At 41.5% G+C, this 18,566-nt stretch carries 13 protein-coding genes and 1 pseudogene; 3 read left to right on the top strand and 11 right to left on the bottom strand.

The features are described from left to right. Nucleotides 1-48: 48 nt before the first annotated feature. From serS to ACFE90_RS23145, 3 genes are all read right to left on the bottom strand, one after another. Nucleotides 49-1,329 (bottom strand): serine--tRNA ligase, encoded by a 1,281-nt coding sequence (gene serS, locus ACFE90_RS23135; protein WP_375504681.1) that lies wholly within the window; start codon nt 1,327-1,329, stop codon nt 49-51. Nucleotides 1,330-1,717: 388 nt separating this feature from the next. Continuing rightward, nucleotides 1,718-2,296, bottom strand: coding sequence for a DUF3611 family protein (locus ACFE90_RS23140; RefSeq protein WP_375504683.1), 579 nt, complete (start codon nt 2,294-2,296; stop codon nt 1,718-1,720). Between the two features lie 515 nt (nt 2,297-2,811). Continuing rightward, the gene (locus ACFE90_RS23145; protein WP_375504685.1) at nt 2,812-2,940 is read right to left on the bottom strand and encodes a hypothetical protein; all 129 of its coding nucleotides are present in this window, start codon (nt 2,938-2,940) and stop codon (nt 2,812-2,814) included. Nucleotides 2,941-3,104: 164 nt separating this feature from the next. Here ACFE90_RS23145 and ACFE90_RS23150 point away from each other — a divergent pair, with 164 nt between their 5' ends. Together ACFE90_RS23150 and ACFE90_RS23155 are read left to right on the top strand one after the other, a co-directional pair. Continuing rightward, entirely contained in the window at nt 3,105-3,452 is a 348-nt protein-coding gene (locus ACFE90_RS23150) for a PadR family transcriptional regulator (RefSeq protein WP_229484307.1), read from the top strand. A gap of 52 nt (nt 3,453-3,504) precedes the next feature. After that, nucleotides 3,505-4,035 (top strand): cofactor assembly of complex C subunit B, encoded by a 531-nt coding sequence (locus tag ACFE90_RS23155; protein WP_375504687.1) that lies wholly within the window; start codon nt 3,505-3,507, stop codon nt 4,033-4,035. A gap of 614 nt (nt 4,036-4,649) precedes the next feature. On the opposite strand, the gene ACFE90_RS23160 is transcribed toward ACFE90_RS23155, so the two are convergent. Beyond that, nucleotides 4,650-4,967, bottom strand: a complete 318-nt coding sequence (locus ACFE90_RS23160; RefSeq protein WP_041566316.1) for a DUF3155 domain-containing protein — start codon at nt 4,965-4,967, stop codon at nt 4,650-4,652. Between the two features lie 286 nt (nt 4,968-5,253). Here ACFE90_RS23160 and ACFE90_RS23165 point away from each other — a divergent pair, with 286 nt between their 5' ends. After that, nucleotides 5,254-6,603 carry an ATP-binding protein gene (locus ACFE90_RS23165; RefSeq protein WP_375504689.1) on the top strand — a complete coding sequence of 450 codons (1,350 nt, stop codon included), beginning with the start codon at nt 5,254-5,256 and terminating at the stop codon, nt 6,601-6,603. 56 nt (nt 6,604-6,659) lie between these two features. Here ACFE90_RS23165 and ACFE90_RS23170 read toward each other — a convergent pair whose 3' ends face one another. The 7 genes and pseudogenes from ACFE90_RS23170 to ACFE90_RS23200 all read right to left on the bottom strand — a co-directional run. Continuing rightward, complete coding sequence (locus tag ACFE90_RS23170) at nt 6,660-7,901, bottom strand: S-layer homology domain-containing protein (RefSeq protein ID WP_375504691.1); 1,242 nt, start codon at nt 7,899-7,901, stop codon at nt 6,660-6,662. A 400-nt stretch (nt 7,902-8,301) separates the two neighbouring features. After that, nucleotides 8,302-8,973: pseudogene (locus ACFE90_RS23175) on the bottom strand (S-layer homology domain-containing protein); the annotation flags it as partial. 1,657 nt (nt 8,974-10,630) lie between these two features. Continuing rightward, the gene (locus ACFE90_RS23180; protein ID WP_375504693.1) at nt 10,631-11,347 is read right to left on the bottom strand and encodes a conjugal transfer protein TrbI; all 717 of its coding nucleotides are present in this window, start codon (nt 11,345-11,347) and stop codon (nt 10,631-10,633) included. Nucleotides 11,348-12,724: 1,377 nt separating this feature from the next. Then, nucleotides 12,725-13,468, bottom strand: coding sequence for a choice-of-anchor K domain-containing protein (locus ACFE90_RS23185; RefSeq protein ID WP_375504695.1), 744 nt, complete (start codon nt 13,466-13,468; stop codon nt 12,725-12,727). A 589-nt stretch (nt 13,469-14,057) separates the two neighbouring features. Continuing rightward, a complete protein-coding gene (locus ACFE90_RS23190) occupies nt 14,058-16,268 on the bottom strand; it encodes a tetratricopeptide repeat protein (RefSeq protein ID WP_375504697.1) in 2,211 nt (736 codons plus the stop codon). A 262-nt stretch (nt 16,269-16,530) separates the two neighbouring features. Next, nucleotides 16,531-16,710 (bottom strand): photosystem II assembly protein Psb34, encoded by a 180-nt coding sequence (gene psb34 / locus ACFE90_RS23195; RefSeq protein ID WP_375504699.1) that lies wholly within the window; start codon nt 16,708-16,710, stop codon nt 16,531-16,533. A 161-nt stretch (nt 16,711-16,871) separates the two neighbouring features. Beyond that, nucleotides 16,872-18,566, bottom strand: a 1,695-nt coding sequence (locus tag ACFE90_RS23200) for an FAD-dependent oxidoreductase (protein ID WP_375504701.1), incomplete at its 5' end; no start/stop codon positions are given.

The raw sequence follows: 18,566 nt of genomic DNA on the forward strand, positions 1-18,566 counted from the left end.
GGGCATTGATAAAAGACAAATGACTAATGACTAATGACTAATGACTAATTACAATACTTCACGCCCCAAGTAGGGTTGCAGTGTTTCTGGTATCCTCACTGTCCCATCAAGTTGTTGATAATTCTCCAAAATTGCTGCCATAGTCCGTCCCACAGCCAAACCTGAACCATTGAGGGTATGTACGAACTGAGTGCCTTTCTTCCCTGCCTCTTTGAAGCGAATATCAGCCCGTCGCGCCTGGAAATCTATAGTATTGGAACAGCTAGAAATTTCGCGGTATTTGCCAGAAGAGGGCAACCAAACCTCTAAATCATAAGTTTTGGTAGAGGCAAATCCCAAATCTCCAGTACTTAAATTTACTACTCGGTAAGGCAACTTCAACGCTTGTAAGATTGCTTCTGCATTCCCTACCAATTTCTCCAGTTCATCAAAAGATGTACTGGGTTCGACAAACTTCACCATCTCCACCTTGTTGAACTGATGCAGGCGAATTAATCCCCGCATATCCCGCCCATAGCTACCAGCTTCGCGGCGAAAACAGGGAGTAAAAGCACAGTGGTAAATAGGTAAATCTTCAGCAGCGAGAATTTCACCCCGGTAGAGATTTGTAACTGGAACTTCCGCCGTAGGAATTAGCCACAAGTCATCATCAGCGCATTTAAAGCTTTCTTCCGCAAACTTAGGTAACTGACCGGTCGCCGTCAAAGACTCGGTATTAACTAACAAAGGCGGACTGACTTCCACATATCCCGCTTGAGCATGCAGAGACAGCATAAATTGAATTAATGCCCTTTCCAGTGCCGCACCAGCGCCTATTAATGTCACAAAGCGACTTTGGGCAACTTTCACAGCTCGTTCAACATTGAGAATACCCAGCTTTTCGCCAATTTCCCAGTGAGGAAGAATATTCGGGTTTTGGGGAATGTACTCATCACCCCAACGGCGTACTTCTACGTTATCTTCCTCATTTTTACCAAGGGGTGTAGAGTCGCTTGGTAAGTTGGGAAGTGCCAACACAAGTTGGGCAATTTCAGCTTTGAGGTTTTTTTCCTGGGGTTCCAGTTCGCTCAATGTAGCTTTGACAGAGTTACCTTCATCCCGCAAAGTTTGAATTTCTGGGTCTTGAGGATTTATTCCTGATTTAATCTTTTGCCCGACAATTTTACCGATTTCGTTGCTACGAGCTTGAAGTTGACTGCGCGTCCCCTCAAGTTCCCGTTGTTGCCGATCTAACAGTAATATCGGTTCAATGTCATATTTACCACTACGACTATTCAATCGTTCTTGAACTAATTGCGGATTTTCCCGTATTTGCTTAATATCCAGCACAGATTTTTCTCAGTTTTTAGTCTAAAATCTTCCTGTCAATCCAGTTAACATATAAGCATTTAGCATATAGTAATTTTGCTTTGCTGTAACTGGAAAAACAAAGTTTATTAGAAAAATCAGTTTCAATCTCTGATCGAGATTTTCTAGCATCACTGCCAGGGCTAAGAAACCATATAATGCATTAAACCAATCATGAACTCGTATTTTGAGTTACTGTCGTTTCAGAAACCTGAGCAAGACTCTGACTATTACTATTATTGTTATCAGTGGCTGCAAACGTCCTTTGAGTAATATTCGGTGGTTCCTTATCATCTCTATTTTGTCCAGGTGAAGGTAACCGGAAAAGTATAATTAATGTCGTTTGACTCTTGAAAACTCAGCACTCATATTAGGGTCGGCTAATCCGATTGAGTAGCCAAAGTGACGCAATAACCCCTGCAAAATGAGCTGAGACAGTATTAGTGTTTGCCTGCACCACAAGCATATCTAGACCGCTAATAATCCGGGTGGGGTCAAAAAATTGGGTAGTTATAGCTTGGGGAGAAATAGATCTTGCTACCAGTGTACCAACGATCGCTTGCGCTCCCAAAAGAGTTAGCAGCGTTCCCCCTAAATTCACCCACAGCCCTAAGCGTAATACTTGCACAGTCTCGCTTTTTCGAGGGCGGTTGCTGGGATTGGAGGATTCCAATTGCTTGCCAATTCTAGTGTAACGGTAAGCTAAAAAAATGCCCCCACCCAAAATAACCAGTCCACAAATTGCTAAAAATACGCCAAAGCCAGTCCCAGGATTATTACTAGAACTGCCGGTTCTTTGATTAAAGATGGCGAACAGTAGCACAATTATGCTAGAAACAACGCCTAGTACTAGCTGAATCCAGAAGCTAATCCAACCTGTAAGGCGAAAAGTTTGGGCAATTGCCCGCAGAGTTGAGGAAGATGATGGAGCATCGGGAGTTTGTGACATAAAGTGAACCAATATGCTGGGAGCTTGATTAAGGGACGCGAGGAGAAGGGGACGCGGAGAGTTCTTTATCCCCGTCCCCGCGTTTCCCCGTTTTCTTTCTAACTTTTCACGGTATCTATCTGGAAAACCTCACTTCTATTTCTCTCTTCTAGAAGCAGAGAGACTTTGAATTTTCCCCCTTTCCGACACGGAAAGAGGGTTAGGGGGTTAGGTTAATCGTTAGCTTTTCCATATAACCTGAATTGTCAGGTCTTCTTTCCCCCGCCTTTGGGTCCTCTTTGATAAATTTACTATCACACTTGCCATAAAAGACAAAAGATTCTCTTGTTCAGAAAATCAGTGATGGTTACTGCTTAAGTGTTTCCACTGGCGTAGCAGCTTTAACCCAGACATATCCCTCAGCGTAAGCTTTCAGAATTCGCATTGGAAAAATCACTGGAAAACAAAGTGTTTATGAACTTTTACAGACAAAATAGCATTTTACCTGTAAAATTTCTTCGATGGCATTTTATTGCTTAAGCAGTTCTAACTAGCTCGGCATCACTTAACACCAAGACAGTGACTTTGCCACTGTCTGTTCGCTCCTCACCACCCGTATCGAGCTTGAGTAGGGATACACTATTTTGTGCCCCTAAAACTCGCAAACTCGTCCCCCAACTCACAGGCGTGGGTAATTATTTCGTATTTACGCAATGGATATCTAGTCTAAGTAGCTTTATATATATTACTCACTTAGAAGTACCACTATATACTAGCTATAAGGATTGTAGACCCTACCCTAAGGCATTTTTTTAGCCATTCACTAACCATGAAACTTGAGGATATATATCAATTCTTTGAGAATCCTCCGCCAACTTACCTTTGTCAGGAAGTAGCAGTTTGTTACATACTGTCTGTTTTATTACAAGGTGAATCTTACGGAACCGAGTTGATTGAGCAATTAGAAACTGAATATCCAACCTATAGACTTTCGGATACCGTACTTTATAGTGCAATCAAATTTCTGGAAGATGAAAGGGCAATCACTGGATATTGGAAGAAACTCGAAGGACGAGGACGCCCTAGGCGAATGTACCAAGTTTCTCCAGAATGGCAAGTTCAAGCGCAGGATTTAGCTTTTCAATGGCTTGACTACATCAACAAGAGGACAAAGTAACGAATAATTGATAATGAATAAGTCTCCTCCAGTCAAACAATAACAATTAGTTATGGATACTGCTATTTTGCCATCTACGTTCCTGCTAACCTTGTTGTTATCAGTTGGGCTGTTTTTCTTTATTCGTGCCTCGACTAAAGACCGTATAGAAACAGCGCAACTGGTATCTGAGCAAGACGAAGCTGCTTTAATGTCTCAATTAAAAGAGTATTTTCGCTCGCGGTCTTATCGAGTAGCAGAGGTAGACCGAGAAAAAAACCAAGTGACTTTTGAAGGTTTTGTTCGCCCCAGTTGGTTTTTAGCTATATTTTTAACTCTGCTGGCAGCGACTGGTATTGTTTGTCTATCACTAGTCGTGTACCTGCTTTTTCCTAACTTCAGTACCTTTGTTCTGCCTATGGTACTGTTGTCGCCTTTGAGTGGTCTATTTTATTGGAAAAAATCTGGAAGACTTGAGAAGGTGTCGCTCAAAGTAGAAACAACTCAGAGCGAACAAACCTCCTCAAGTAAAATAACTGTAGTTGCCCATCGAGATGAACTGGGCGAGTTACAGAAGACTCTACATCTTAAGGCTGGTGAATAATTGTTGGTTTTTATGACCATCTCTTAACTATGATATGCAGACTTCTTACCTGACTTATTCTTTAGGCAATGGAAAGTAGAAAGGAGGAAATTAATACTTCTGCTTTGTCAATTTTCCCCACGACTTGTGTCGTGGGGAAAATTTAAATTCATTAACTTAAATTTGTTGACAGAGCTTGGTTAACAATTTACGGCATAAGAGGACAACTTCACTAGCGCTTTTGGTGGCGCTTGCCTCTATACCTACTCCATTCTGTACCATGACACTAATACAGGTCGGTGGAAATAAACTTACCGTTTCATTACAGCCAGAAAGCCCAAAATTAAAGCATGAGTGACTTTTGAACGCCAGCTGCTACCCTGCGGGAACGCTAAGAGCGAACAAGTCGGTAGAGCCGCCCAACGCACTGGCTCCTTTTGACTTTTGCCTTACGGTATCAATCCATGCAATCTAGCGTGGTTTGACACAAGTTGATATTCCAACTACCTGGACTAGCCTTAAAAAGCAAAGCAGCTCCAAACTAAAAAAAAATTAAATTTTGCATAAACTTAGCAATTTTGCCAGTTAATGATAGTCAGGAGCCACATTCAATGCGTAAGATGACTGTTTATGGTTCACCGACTAGCTAAAGCAAGAGGTTCTTGACCTGGCGAAGGTTCTAACACCCTCAAGCTAGGAAACAAGAAATGGTTTTCCTCCACGTATTGAGCACCAAAGAGTCCCTTTTCTGCCCAGAAATAACGGTCCGTGGTGTGTTCATTTCGCTTTACGAGTAGCAAGGCAGGTGGCAAAATACCTTCAGCTTGAATGAATCTTCTCGCTGCTGTCACAGGTTTTTCTTCGCCACTTTCGATGCTATATTGAGGCACATGTTCCAAAATCCGCCGTCCTTCCTGACGACGACGACTTTTCCTTTTGCGTCTCCTTGCCAATCTATTGTCCTCCTCTTTCAAGCTATAGATTGTAGTGATAGCTACAAAATCAGTCGTCATTATATAGGTTCTAGTTCAAAATATCAATAGTTTTTAACCTTTTAATTTAAGAAAATTAATATCTTTGGAGATAGGGAAAACAAAACCACCTAAGGATATAATCCCTTGGTACAAACCATCACTAAAAAAATTTTAGTTAAGCTTTATTAAATGGATGAGGTAAAACTAAGTATCCTCTTTTAATCATGATGCCTCAAAATCTGTAATCTTGAGCAAAAGCTAAAAAATGTTAATGTCTGCCAGTTCCGATTTTCTTGCTTTATGTCGAGAGCAAATAGCACTGCTAACCCAAGGGCTGGGAGCAACTTTAAGTATTGTGTACCTGACGCAAGAATTGGTAGAGACTCCCTCAGATGAGGCCAAACTGATTCCTGTGGTAATTTACCCGGAAACAGCATTATTACCACCAGGGGAAGAGACTGCTGAAGCGACAGCACACAAGCAACTTCAAGTTGGAAATGTGTTTATATTACCCAATCAACAAAGAAGGTTATTGACAGCAGGATCAGAATCTTCAACCTCACCGGAGTCTGAGATCCCAGATGCGTCTCAACCCCATTTAAAAGAGGAATATTTATTTAGTGGTAACCAAATTGTTTTACCTCTGGTTTATGAGGGTGTAATGATGGGGTTATTAGTGACGGGTAGGAAAGATCGGGCATGGAATGAACACGAGGAAAGTCAGATTCAACGGATAGCCCAAACACTAGCGATCGCTTGTATTTTAGATCAACGACGAGCATGGTTGGAGCAGCAGTTGCATGAGCAACAAATTCTCCAAGAAAAACAGCGAGATTTGCTGGATAACCTGTTGCATCAGTTTCGTAACCCATTAACAGCATTGCGGACTTTTGGTAAACTGCTATTGAAAAGGTTGCGACCAGCAGATACCAACCGAAATGTGGCAAATAGTATTGTGCGGGAAAGCGATCGCCTCCAAGAATTGCTGCAACAATTTGATCAAGTAATTGACTTGACAGAGCCAGATTTAGCACCACTACATCTCCCCGAAGAAGTATTTGTAGAAGCAACTATCCAAAAAGACGCTAAACCGCCGTTATTATTGCCGGGAACGGGAGATAAAGCAGTTGACTGCTCGTTAGCAGATATATTAGAACCATTATTAATATCAGCCAAAGCGATCGCACAAGAGCGAAAGCTAAAACTAATAACTGAAATTCAACAGAATTCACCCCTAGTACGTGCCAACGTCAAAGCATTACGAGAGGTATTAACTAACATTATTGATAATGCTTTGAAATACACTCCCACTGGTGGCAAAATTTTAATTCAGGCCGGGCAAGAAAAGGCTAATTTTCAGGGAATTGTCATTAGTGACAACGGGCCTGGTATTCCGCCCCAAGATTTAGAACATCTTGGAGAACGGCATTATCGGGGTGTACAAGCGCAAACAGAAATCCCTGGTACTGGTTTGGGGTTAGCGATCGCAAAACAATTAATAGAGCAAATGCAGGGCGAAATCGAGGTTTTTAGCCCTGCAATCAACTCTAAGCTAACTTCACCCGATGCGCCGGGGACTACGTTTATTATTTGGTTACCAGAAGTTGAGAATTAGTCATTAGTTATTAGTCATTGGTCATTTGTCATGAACAAAAGACAAGTTACTCTTAACTATTTAAGCGAGACTAGTAAATTTTGATTAATGGTCATTTGTAAATCGGTATCTGGGTCAATAGCGATTAAGTCAACACTATTTTTACCGAAGAACAGACCAACCAACGCACCGATACCAGCACCACCCAAGACTTCTTCTGTGGCAATGGCGCGATCGCCTGTGACAGCAGATACCGCAGTTGCTGCACCTGCGCCCAATACAGTATCTTTGATAATTGAACCAACACTAGTACCCTTCTTGACGGTTTCAGTTTTGGTAATCACGTCTGAAGTCGCGTTAAGCTGATACTCTTGACCATTGGTCAAAACTAGTTTCTCGGCAACGAATTGAGAACCACCCGTAGCAGGTTTGAGTTGACCAATAACCTGACTACCAGCCGGAATCACTACAGAACCTTCTTGCGTAACTACGTTCTGGGATACTGTCAATGTCAAAGGCGCTGTTTCATCCTTTGTAACCAGAATTTTTTCTGCCTTGTCATACTTCACAGGGATAGCAGTCCCTTGAGGAATTGTCACAGATATAGGTGTTGGGGTAGTAGAACCGATAGCCACAACATAAGGCAAGTTAATTGCTGAGGCTTGATTAGAACTAACCAACGCTTGGTAAATAAAAGCTGCTACCTGGGCGCGAGTGGCGGTTGCAGTTGGATTCAGGAATTTCACATTAGGATAGTTCACCACAATTTGCTTTTCAGTTGCTGCTGCGATCGGGCTACGGGCATAGCTAGCGATGTTAGAAGCATCGTTGAAGTATTGCAGAGTGCTTTCGGTATTGCCGCTAGGGCTATATTCCAGACCGTTGGCAAGGGAAACTAAAACCTGCTGGCGGGGAATAGCTTGGTTAGGCTCAAAACGATTTCCAGGATAACCAGATAAGAAACCAATGGTATAGGCTTGCCCAATGGCGCTGGATGCCCAATAGTTGCTGGGCACATCAGCAAAATTGATTGCTTGCCGTTGCGCTGGTTTTTGGAAAGCTTTGTTGACCATAGCGGCAAATTGAGCGCGTGTCACCGCTTCTTCAGGGCGGAAACTACCATCAGGAAATCCGGCAATTACACCTCGCTGTGACAATTGTTGAATAAATTGTGCTGCCCAATAGTTAGATGAAACATCAGAAAAAGTAGTTTGAGCAAAAGATGGTGAAGCTGTAATGAAAGGCGCTACAGTACCGACTGTGACGCTTAAAGCCATGAGTGCTGCTGTTCCAGATTGCAAACGATTTAAAGTAAACATTAATTTTTAATCCCGGTACAATTAATTTTTTTACTGTTAATTAATTAGACCTTTGCTGAAGTATTCGGTTCCCAATCATTTCTACTTTTTGTAAAAACCATTACTTCCGACATACAATATAATCAGATAGTCAAAATTAAAAAATACCTGCCAACAGAGCTAGCAAGAGGTAATAGTGGAATCAGCCTATTACTGATTAATGCTATTAAATAAGTATTTTAGAAAATATGAATATTGAGTGAGACGAAACAGAGAGAGAATAGTTGCTGAAAAATAGATTTTTTAGGGTTAAAAATGAAGGCGATCGCACACTATAGTTAAAGTGGCGATCGCCTATCAGAGGTGACTAAAGTCACGACTTGAATTGAGTTACGACATGAAGCAGTTAATTTCTGGGGTTTGACACGACATAGGGCGAGTTAATTGCTGGGGCTTGATTAGAACTAACCAGTGCTTGGTAGATAAAAGCTGCTACCTGGGCGCGAGTAGCAGTTGCGGTTGGATTCAGGGACTTCACATTAGGATAGTTCACCACAATTTGTTTTTCAATTGCTGCTGCGATCGGGCTACGGGCGTAGCTAGCGATCTTAGAGGCATCATTGAAATACCTCAAAGTGCTTTCGTTATTGCCACCAGAAGTATATCCCAGACCGTTGGCGAGGGACACCAAAACCTGCTGGCGGGGAATAGCCTGGTTAGGCTGAAAGCGATTACCAGGATATCCTGCTAAGAAACCAATGCTATAGGCTTTCCCAATGGCACTGGATGCCCAGTAGTTGCTAGGCACATCAGAAAATTTAATCGCCTGTCGTTGCTGTGATTTTCGGAAAGCTTTATCGACCATAGCGGCAAATTGAGCGCGTGTCACAGGTTCTTCAGGGCGGAAGCTACCATCAGGAAATCCAGCAATTACACCTCGCTGTGACAATTGTTGAATAAATTGTGCCGCCCAATAGTTAGATGAAACATCAGAAAAAGCAGTAGTTTGAGCCGAAGATGAACCAGTAGTTTGAGCCAAAGATGTCGAGGAGCATCCCACTTGGATGGGTTTGCTTTGCAAAGTATAAGTCATTGGCTGACAAACTAAACTTGCCGACTTAGACTCTACATTATTCCGCGTTGGCGGATTTTGTTTATCTAGCTTTGATTTCCAATTGCTAAATATTTTTTCAAGAGTGGGATGCTTACTTAAAAACTCTGAGTCTGCAACAACATCGTGAGGCCCTTTAACACTTATCTTAGAACTATTGTGGTAGATATTATAGTCATAAGTAACATTTTGAGTATTGTAATTAGTGTTAATAGGCTTGTCCTGATCTGCATAGAGAATGTTATTTAAAATTTTGACATCAGATGACTTATTAGCAAATATTTGCCCATCTTTAATTTCTGGACTCTGATTATTTAAAATAGCAGTATTATTTACAATGTCAACATGATCGCTTAAAAATGAATGAATACCGGAACCACCATTCTTATATGAAAAGTTGTTTTTAACTAAAGTACGTCCTGTATATGGACTCATGTTTAAATTCTGATCGCCATTTCTTGAACTATCAATAATGATGCCATTTCCGTCTGTGATCTTTCCGACTGCGATCCAAGGGATGTACATGCGATTGTTGTAGCTCTTGTTGTTGGTAACGAACATCTTGTATCCCCGGTTATTGTCAGAATTCCAATTGTTTAACAATGAAATGCCACTGTTACCATAAACGCTATACCAGGCATTATTGAACACCACGTTATTATCTATTGTCACATAGTCAGATTGAATCGCTGAAATACCTGCTCCTCCACAGTCATGCGCTTTGTTATTCACAATACGGATGTGATGAATACGACCATTGTTTCGTCCGTCAACGCTAATGCAGTTTCCATTAGTCAGTGGGTTTACCTTGTTTGTCTTCTGACTCATTGCATAATCAAGGGTGATATTGGCATTGTTCCCTATAACCTCCAGCCCATTGATCTCAATATATGAAGCTCCATTTGAAATCAAAATACCATTCCATGTATTGTGCTGAATTTTTGGGGAATGCCCAGGATATGCTTTATACTTAATCCATGCATTTGCTTTTCCAGAACGTTTAATATTTACTACACTCCCGGCTTTGGCTATATTTTTGTATACGCCGTTCATAATCAATACTGTATCGCCAGGGTTGGTAAGGTCTGCTGCCTTTTGAATTGTCCTAAACGCGGATGAAGTAGAGAGTCCGTTATTTTTGTCGTTTCCACTACCACTAACATAGTATGTTTTCGGTTTTGAATTCGCGCTAATTAGCTGGCGGCTAGATAGGCTCATTTCCTTGTTAGTGGATACTTGATGGACGTCTTCAACTAAAAATTCTTTTATCCTTTCTCCCTGACTTAAAAGACCTAATACTACGGGAATTGCAAGACATGTGCCTATACCGAAACCTTTAATTTCCACAAGCAAAAGCTCCTTTCTTGCCACTATTTAACAAAAATATCAGGATATTACGTAATTTTGAATACTCTTTTGGATAGAGAAGAAAATAGAGCCGATTTTTCTAACTCTCTACACAGTACAATTAAATAAGTATTTTAATAAATATTGATAATTATTAAGACGAGATAAAGGTAGAATGGTTGCTGTTAAATAGAATTTTTTACTATTAAAAATTAAGGCGATCGCACAGTATATTTAAAGTTGCGATCGCCTATTAGGGGTGATTAAATTCACGACTTAAATTGAGTTAAATCTAGTAACGGGATTGTGGTACTAAATTCAAGTTAGAATTCAGTGTAAGCTTCAAATCCTGTGCCGGTCTAAGAACAAAGGCACTTCCTTGTTTTTTCCTCAACAGCACACTTGCTCCCGCACCCGCAGCCCCACCGATAACAGGTTTTAAATCGTCAATTCTGCGGTTACCAGTTACTAGTGAACCTAAAAGACCAGCACCCGCACCGATAGCTGCATCAGTTAAAACCTGATTTGTGCTGGGGCCCTGTGAAACTTTTTGAGTTGTGGTATATGTCCGAGAACTTGCATTAATTGGCTGACGCTGACCATTAGAAAATTCTAATTCTTGAGCTACAAACCGCACGCCTTTCCCTTGATTATCATTTGTAGTTCTTGAATAATAACTATCTAGGTCAACAGATTCTAATCGTCCATTTACTTTAGTACCGGCGGGAATCAAGACATTTCTATTTCTGTCAATAATGTCATTCGCTATTCTCAAGGTTAGAGATTTAGTTTCCCCAGGAGCAATAGTGATTGTCTCTTGCTCGTAGGTAACAGGTAAAGCAACCCCAGAAGGAATGGTAACGTTTCCATATTGCCCAACTCTGTCTTGCCCAATTCTGTATTGTGCATTAGCAGGAGCTAAAGTTAACAGTGGGGCAGTGACGCTTGCAGTAACGGCTATTGCCATGAGTGCAGCAGTTCCAGATTTCCATTGATGTAGGCGAGTCATAAGTGGGTAAACCTTTGTATACGTGATGTATTTAATGACGTTGATTCACTTAGTTTGTTTCTAAAATTTATAAAACCTGTTTATAGGCGCATTCTGAATATGAAAGTGCTTATATAACCTAGAGTTTGTGTTGCAACCAGTCCTATCGGAGATATCGCTCCTCAAAATTTGTATCTTGCTAATGTGCGTCACTAAATAGATGGTGAGATCCTCTCAACATGACGCAAAATTAATCTAATTGTTGCCAAAGTTGTTTTATTGTTTACGTCCACATATAAAAATGCGATTTGATTTTGAACAAAATTAGGTATTTGTAGGGTGCGTTATACCAATTCACAATTCGCAATTTGCAATTAAAAAACTTAGATGCAGCAAGGCTTTCAGGGTTTACATCTGCATCAAATTTTTCGTGAAATGGTATTAGCGTTTTGCGTAACGCACTAAACTCTTAAGAATAGTGCCGTACTCTCGCAGCCACACAATACCAGTTCGCTCCAGTCGGGAAACCTTTGACGTTCGCAAGCTCGCTACCGCTACGCTAACGGCAATTCCTCCTTAGGGGAACCCCCTTCTCTACGTACGAGGCGCTTCGCGTTGGCGGCAGCCTCTGCCTTTGGGAGAAGACGGGACTACCTCACCACACGATTGGCTCCCCTAGGTATATTTTCAAAAATCAAATATGAGTCCTATATCTACACCACTGAATAGAGGCGAATGGGCTGACTGCGAACTCTTAAGCTAATCTGTATTTAAGTTGCATAAAATCAGGGCTAGAGCTGCTTACTACAAGCGAATCATTCTGGAAAAATGAATGACGATTAGCTTACTTCTATTGTAGATTTATTTCCTAAAACTTGGGAAAGGTTTGCGGTTTCTTGGTTCAGTCAGGAGCAAAGCCGAGGACACCCCACCTCATGGTCAGAAGACCACAGCAGGAGTTTTTTATAGCCTTTTTTTCTCCTTCTCCTATGGTTGCTCCTGCGCGTAGCTTGCTTTCACGAAGTGGTACAAAGACACACTCGCGTTCGCCTAGAGCGAGTCCGCATTCCTTATGCGTCTCGTAGAGAGCGTTTCCGGCTTTGCTCCTAAATTCTTCTTCAATGGGAATAAATTTTGATGTGATCGCAGTAATTCTTCTGCTGGGTTAAAATTTATCAATTATGGAATATGAGTATGTAGCGGTTCTCAATTGCATAAAATACAGGAGCCATTTGTGTGGACGCCTTAAGAGAGTTGAACAAACTGAGGTATCGTCGGTAGGATTTCTCACAGGTACGAGAACCGCTACAAACCTCGTATTGGAGCCGAAAAACTTTCTAGTGTAATTACATCCTCAAGCGCGAACACGAGCAGATGTTTTAACAGCTAAAGCTCTGACTATTTCTTCTCCAGCAATTTTTTACTAGATATCAGGTACATGCCTAGCAAGAATAGACCCGCTACTGTTGCAGGTTCAGGTATGGTTTTGATTTTGGCATAAATAGCTGTTTTAGTTGTGCTTCCTTCAAGAGCCTTAATACTTATCTGCCCAACGTCTGGATTAAAACCAGTTAGTTCAAACGTGTATTTATTGCCTTCAAAGGCAAAAGTCGGATTACTCAAGTTTTCGTCTATAAATACAAGGTCTGCATTCTCTTCTTCAGAATTTGTTACGCTATTAGGTGTATTTACTAGATGCAATTTCAAGTCAAAAACTTGGCTAATTCCAACGGGAGGGCTGAAAGATACATTGAGATTTAAAGGCACCTCTTCAACGCTTGTACCTTTAACTACAGTTCCATTAAAGTAAGCTAAGTCAGCTATTTTGAATATAGAGTTAACGTCAGTTGAAAACGAATTTCCACTAAAGGTAAGTTTATTTGAGCCTGTTATTGTACATCCACTAGGATTTAGACTTGGTAGACACACATTAGCATCACCCCAAGTAAATATGTTGTTTCCCACACCTGTATATATGGGATTGGGATTGATATCGATGCTTCCTGGAGTAGGTTTTCCCCATGTACCAGTAGAGATACCAGAAAAAGTTAGAGCATCTGCTTGGTTAGAGAAACCAAGTGCTATAGTCGCACCCACAAAAAAACTAGATATAGCAGTCGCAAAAACCAAACTTAGTTTCATAACTTAAGTATCCAAATCTAATTTTGGAGCTTTTTTAAACTATTTCTCCAGTCTACATTAGTAAATTTACTTAAAATGCGTCAATATTTCGCTGGATTTTTGTATTACAAAATATTATCTAAAAAATTATTTTATTAAGTTAACCTTGTGAATTGGCAAAAAAATATTTTAATAATTACAAATTGGTAAAACAGTAATTGCGTAGGCGTAGCCCGTCGTAGACATCGTTACCTTACTCGGTTCTCCGATAAATTGTCAAGTCAATATAAAGTTACTCTTTTTTACAGTTCCCACGCTATTGAGACGAATGTGATTCGTTGGTCAAATTCAAGGAGAACCAACCGCAAGGGATAAAAAGCATGTAATTCCAACCGAATCTTGACAATTTGAACAAGAGGTAAGGGAGCAGGGGAGATAGAAAAGAATGGGAGCAACGCGAAAAAGTGAGATCATCGTGAAAAGAGCAGGGGAGGCAGGGGGAGCATAGGGAGTAAGGAGAAAATTTAGTATTTTTTACTACCAAAATAGCCATAAATACACTATTCTTTTTCTCCCCCTGCCTCTTTTTCAAGGGTTTTCGGTATATGCTTTATAGCTTTGACAAAATTTCTGGCAACAACTGACTAGGAACTTTAGATAAAGCCAGATTTTGTCCTTGTATGCCTAATTCATTATGAAAAGCACGAATAGTTTTCACTATATAATTAAACGTTGTTTGATAAGCCTCTGGCTGTTTGCTTAATCCGTTTAAGGCTTGTAAATGGTTATCTAATGCTACTTCTAGGTGTTGAGAACGTGTTGCTTTGTCATCATTAAACGACTTATCTATTACTAGCTGATAATGTGCTAGTCCCAAGTTATTATAAGAGGCAAGCAAATCAAAACTTAAAGGAATACCGCTAAGTGAGTGAGCCAAGGCTATGGCCTCTTCGTAAGCGCTGATACATAGTTGCAGATACTTTTGCCGTGCCTCTTTAGTTGTTTGAGATAGGTTTGCTAGATGCCAGTAGGCAGTACCGAGATTATTTTGTGTAGCAGCACAGGCGCTGGGAACATTAGCTGGAGTGCGATACTTGAGGGCTTCGGTGTAGACATCTATAGCTAGCTGGAGATTTTGGGCAGGTTGTTCGTATTGTGCTAGATTCCAACAGGCGGTGCCGATGTTGTTTTGAATCATGCCATACTTGAGCGGTTCCTGTTCGGGGTTGTAGTGTACAAGTGCTTCGTTGTAAGCTGCGATCGCTTTCTTTAAATGCACAATCGGTTGGTTGTATTGCCCTAAATGCCAGTAAGCAGTACCCAAATTGTTCTGGCAAGCCGCATACTTTAATGAATCCATGTCGGCTGTACGGTAGCTCAGTGCTTCATTGTAAGCTAAAATTGCTTGCTGCCAATTTTCAGATGGGTGAGAAAAACGAGCTAAATCACCATAAGCCGTCCCCAAATTATTTTGCACACGAGCGTAAGTTTCTGAATGTGTCTGGGGCGAGATCATCTTCAACGCCAACTGATAAAATTCTATTGCCTGCTCTATATAAGTTTGTCCTTCCTCAGAATTAGGCGGTGTACGGTATAGCATCCAGTAGAGTGTACCCAAATCATTTAAGATATCTGGGAGTTGTGGTGAGGTTTCGTCATAGCTAATTGCCTCCTGATAGGCAATAATTGCCACCATCAAATTTTCTAGAGTTGACTCTCCTTGCTCAATACGAAGGCGGTATAAAGTGCCCAAGCGATGATAAGCTTCTGCCAGTACTTCCCCTGGAACTTGCTTTTGGTGTAATTCTTCAATCTCCAACAAAATTTGCTGCGGTTGCCAGTAATTCTCTGTATGTTGGGCAATATTTGTATTTATTGTTGCTATTACTAGCTCCGTTAACTCGCTACTAATATGAGATAAAGACGACAGCGATTGATTATTACTTGCGCTACCAGACCTATTAGTAGATTCCTGCTGTTGTGGCGCAGCTTTTAATAAATCTGCTGTTGATAGCGATTCCTGGGTTTTATGTACGCTATTCCCTTGTGTTTCTGCCGGAAAATCAGAATTATTCTTCAACTTTAACTCAGTACCTGCGGTTCTGAGTTCTGTTTGGGTAACTGATTCATCTACAATCGACTGCTCAATATAGCCTAAATCCAAGCTTTTGGGATTAGAAAAACGTTCTGGATAACCTGAATTCTGAGTCGCTGGTTTAGGTTCTCCGGCAAATACAAATACGCCAGTCCGACAACGCCAAAACTGTGGCGCTGATTGCTTGATAGCAGATAACCAAGGACGCGGTATCCATAATAGCAAGTTAGATTCAAGGAATCGGCTAGATTCTTGTACAGAGAAATATTGTTCGCTTAAGCGGAGATGGTGCAAAAATAATCGTTGTGTAGCGACTGGTTGCTTAGTGAGATGCTCCACGCCGACAATCTGAAATGCTGGTACTGGAAAAGGTCTTCCAGGGGTATCTTTTGATGCCCCAACAGTTGGCGGTGGATAATTTGCCAACCATTGATTTATTTGAAGTATGGGATTGGGATCATTTAAATTCAAACGCAACGTAACTAATCGCGGATAAGCGAGAGTGCTATTTTCCTCGGCATTTGATGGCTGAGATAGCACTTGTCCAATAGGATAAGCCAATGTAGAATGCAGACGAGTCGCTACTTGATTTCTCAAGTGTAAATCATCACATACTGCTAAAAAAAGTTGCCGTCGTAAGCCAAGACTTAGGGCAAGTTTCAATCGTTGGTATACTTGCCGATTCCAAGTGGAATTATCATTTTGTGCAGTATCATTCACGCTCATGGCGGCCAAAGAGCCAAAACACAGTACATATCACCTTTCTCGGCATATCCAAGTCGGCTAATCTCATAATAAAAATGATTTTTAAGCTAACGCTGTGCTGCTTAGGATAAATTGAGCTTTTCAGGTATAGTAAAATAAATTAGTATATAATGATACTCTAATTTCTAATTCAATTTTAACAAAAAATAAAAAAGCAGGCTCCTTTTAAAATCGGAACCTGAAAACTATCAAGAAAATGAAGTTTTATTAAAATATTTTACGATCAACTGCTCTTAGAAACAAAGAAGGCAACTAGAATCAAGCCGCCAACCAAAACTGTAGCGACTATTCCTAGTAAAAGATAAGTTCGCTTTTGCCCTTCTGTAGGGGGTTCTGCTTGATAAATCTTTGGTTCCCGGGCAAAATTATTTAGAAGACCGCCTTCTTCGTTTGTATAGGGCATGAATTAATTCCTGTATCTTTATCGTTCATTTAATGTTACATAAATGCTAAATCCGCCCTTAAACTGCTAGACAAATCGTTACATTAGGGATTGGGGATTGGGGATTGGTTATTCCTCTTGTTTCCCTTGCTGTCTATTCTCCATGCCCCATGCCCCATTCCCTAACTAGTAATCGTCCCAGTCAAAGGTGAACTAGGACTGGCGTAGTCTTTGATAGGCATTCTGCCAGCAAGGTATGCCAAACGACCGGCAACTGTTGCTAAATTCATGGCACGAGCCATTGCTGCCGGGTTTGGAGAAAGTGCGATCGCACTATTAATCAACAAAGCATCTGCTCCCAATTCCATTGCCTGGGCGGCTTCTGAGGGTGAACCAATTCCGGCATCTACCACTACTGGTACACCCGCATTTTCGATAATGATTTGGATATTGGCGGTTGTTTTTAGCCCTTGTCCAGAACCAATTGGCGATGCTAAAGGCATGACTGTAGCACAGCCTACTTCTTCTAAACGTTTGGCTAACATGGGGTCAGCGTTAATATAAGGCAATACTGCAAAACCTTCTTTAACTAATTGTTCTGCGGCTTGCAGCGTCCCAATTGGATCTGGGAGTAAATACTTAAGGTCAGGTATTACTTCTAACTTTATAAAATTATTATCTTCCTGCCCTAACAATTTCGCCATTTCTCGCCCTAAACGCGCCACCCGAATCGCCTCTTCAGCAGTTTGGCAACCTGCGGTATTAGGCAACATCCAGATTTTTGTCCAATCTAAGGCTTCAGCTAAACCTTCATGTCCGGGGGCCTTGGTTTGTACCCGTCGTACTGCTACAGTGACAATCTGGCAATCACTGGCGGCGATGCTTTGCTGCATTTCTTCAATGCTGCGATACTTACCAGTTCCAGTCATCAAGCGGGATTGGAAGGTTTTGCCAGCAATAATTAGTGGGGAGTGGAGAGTGGAAAGTGGGGAATAGGGGGATATGACAGGACGATTCCCGTTGGAGAAATTGGCAGAGTGGGTCAGCATTGGGGTGGAGGTAAATGGTTTAGATTGGAAGCGTGAATAGTGAAAATCAGCAAGTAGAGGGTCAGACTTTTGTTCCAAGATGAAATCGACAATTAAGGCGGCTGTTACGGGTGCAAGTAGAATCCCGTTACGGTAATGGCCTGTAGCAAAGGTTAAATTTTGACAGTGGCTAGTGCCAAGGATGGGCAACTCATCTGGGGTGGCTGGACGAAATCCCCACCAGAATTCTTGGATGGGATAATGCTTGAGTTGGGGATACAGGCGGATGGCAGCTTGTAGTAATGTTTGAATGCCTTCTGGGGTGTTGTTGGGAATGAAGCCAACGTCTTCGCTGGTTGCGCCAATAACAAGGCGATCGCGTCTTGGCACGATGTAAATATCCTGCCCAAACAAAACCCGCTTTAAGGGCAATTCCGGCGCAATTTCTGGTATCCGCACACTCAGCATTTGCCCTTTTCTGGGACGCACGGGTACTGGTAATAACTCATTTGACCAAGCACCTGAAGCTAAAACATAGTGCGCGGCGCGAATTATTCCCACATTGGTTTGCACGCCAACCACTTGTCCTTGCTGCTGTAAAAATGTTTCTACTGTAATTCGATCTTTGAGTTCAACACCAACAGACTCAGCCGCCGTCCACAATACCTGAGCTAAAGCTTTATTATCAACTTGTGCGTCTTCAGGATACCACCAGCCACCAACTACCTCTGCTCCCAATCCTGGCTGATATTGATGAATTGCCTCTTTGTTTAACCAGTAAGCCGGGGATGAGGGAGAAGAGGCAGGGGAGCAGGGGGACTCGGGGCCCCCACGGAGTGGGGATTGGGT

Origin of the sequence: uncultured Nostoc sp. (assembly GCF_964245445.1) — a bacterium.
Classification (GTDB): domain Bacteria; phylum Cyanobacteriota; class Cyanobacteriia; order Cyanobacteriales; family Nostocaceae; genus Nostoc.

Coding starts and splice junctions, on each gene's coding strand:
- ACFE90_RS23165 (WP_375504689.1), top strand. CDS start 5,254: ATGTTAATGTCTGCCAGTTCCGATTTTCTTGCTTTATGTCGAGAGCAA.
- ACFE90_RS23150 (WP_229484307.1), top strand. CDS start 3,105: ATGAAACTTGAGGATATATATCAATTCTTTGAGAATCCTCCGCCAACT.
- ACFE90_RS23185 (WP_375504695.1), bottom strand. CDS start 13,468: ATGAAACTAAGTTTGGTTTTTGCGACTGCTATATCTAGTTTTTTTGTG.
- ACFE90_RS23140 (WP_375504683.1), bottom strand. CDS start 2,296: ATGTCACAAACTCCCGATGCTCCATCATCTTCCTCAACTCTGCGGGCA.
- ACFE90_RS23170 (WP_375504691.1), bottom strand. CDS start 7,901: ATGTTTACTTTAAATCGTTTGCAATCTGGAACAGCAGCACTCATGGCT.
- ACFE90_RS23190 (WP_375504697.1), bottom strand. CDS start 16,268: ATGAGCGTGAATGATACTGCACAAAATGATAATTCCACTTGGAATCGG.
- ACFE90_RS23155 (WP_375504687.1), top strand. CDS start 3,505: ATGGATACTGCTATTTTGCCATCTACGTTCCTGCTAACCTTGTTGTTA.
- ACFE90_RS23180 (WP_375504693.1), bottom strand. CDS start 11,347: ATGACTCGCCTACATCAATGGAAATCTGGAACTGCTGCACTCATGGCA.
- psb34 (WP_375504699.1), bottom strand. CDS start 16,710: ATGCCCTATACAAACGAAGAAGGCGGTCTTCTAAATAATTTTGCCCGG.